Source organism: Bacillus sp. P4_D3 (assembly GCF_056401855.1).
This window is the reverse complement of sequence record NZ_JBFUIN010000974.1, coordinates 1-1,006: the sequence shown is the minus strand read 5'-3', so window position 1 is coordinate 1,006 and position 1,006 is coordinate 1. Positions and strand designations below refer to the sequence as shown.

Below are 1,006 nucleotides of genomic sequence, written 5' to 3'. Positions count from 1 at the left end.
ATACAGTACCATTAATGCGTGGGAACCTCTTTTCATTAATAATCTGAGAAAACATATTACTGAAACCCTGTTTTAATCCATTTTATTTTCAGCCGATATTTTATAATACTTAGCAGATAATTTATAGGAACGATTCTCATAATAATAATCCCCAAATTTATAAGCTAATTCAGCTACCAAGCTATATTGCTGCTTTTCTATCCCCATCTCAATTGCTTTTTTCATATGCTTCTCATATCCATTATAATCTGCCCGTATTTTAAATTTTTCTGCTTTAAATCCATATAGTTGAACATGCACATAAGGAACATCACAAATTGATAAAATTTCAAATGCCTCATAAATAAGTTTAGTTACTGTTTGCCAATCTTTTAATTCTATATAAATTTCTATTAAATTCCGAATTGTATATACCTTACCTGCTTTGTTTGGTAAATACTCACAAAGAACCAAATTTTCCTCGTAACATTTTATTGCATTTTTATAATCTTTTAATGCTTGATAAATTTTCCCGTAATTATATTTTACATAACATAAATTTAATGAATCATTTTCCACCTTTGATTCATTTTCTACTTGTTTCAAAGTTTCAAATGCTTGTTCATACTGTTTATCTTTGTTATATTGCATCGCAAGAAGTATTAACGCATAAATTTTATGTTGCTCTATATCAAACTTTTTATACAATTCATATGCTTTTTTTGCATATATGCGACTAACACTTTGATCTTTATTAAGATTCTGACTTACTATACTTATATTGTAATACGTATCAGCGTGCAACTCGGTCTCTTCGGATTCCAACATATTTTCTATCTTTTTGTAAACTCCATATGCTGTAAAATATTCACCTTTATTAGAAAAATAAAGACCTCGAGCTCTTAAGTAATAAATATAATCCTCAGTATATTGCATTTCCACCCGACTTGGAATCATTTCCAAAGCTTGATCTACAAACGACTTCACATATAACAAGTTTTTTTGGCGGGCATGATAGTATATAAGT

The 1,006-nt window shown here is 28.7% G+C and carries 1 protein-coding gene; it reads right to left on the bottom strand.

Going from position 1 to position 1,006, the window contains the following annotated elements; translation table 11 throughout:
• Nucleotides 1–72 precede the first annotated feature (72 nt).
• Nucleotides 73–1,006 (bottom strand): tetratricopeptide repeat protein (locus tag AC1DTM_RS28460; RefSeq protein ID WP_477001486.1); only part of this gene is annotated, 934 nt, incomplete at its 5' end.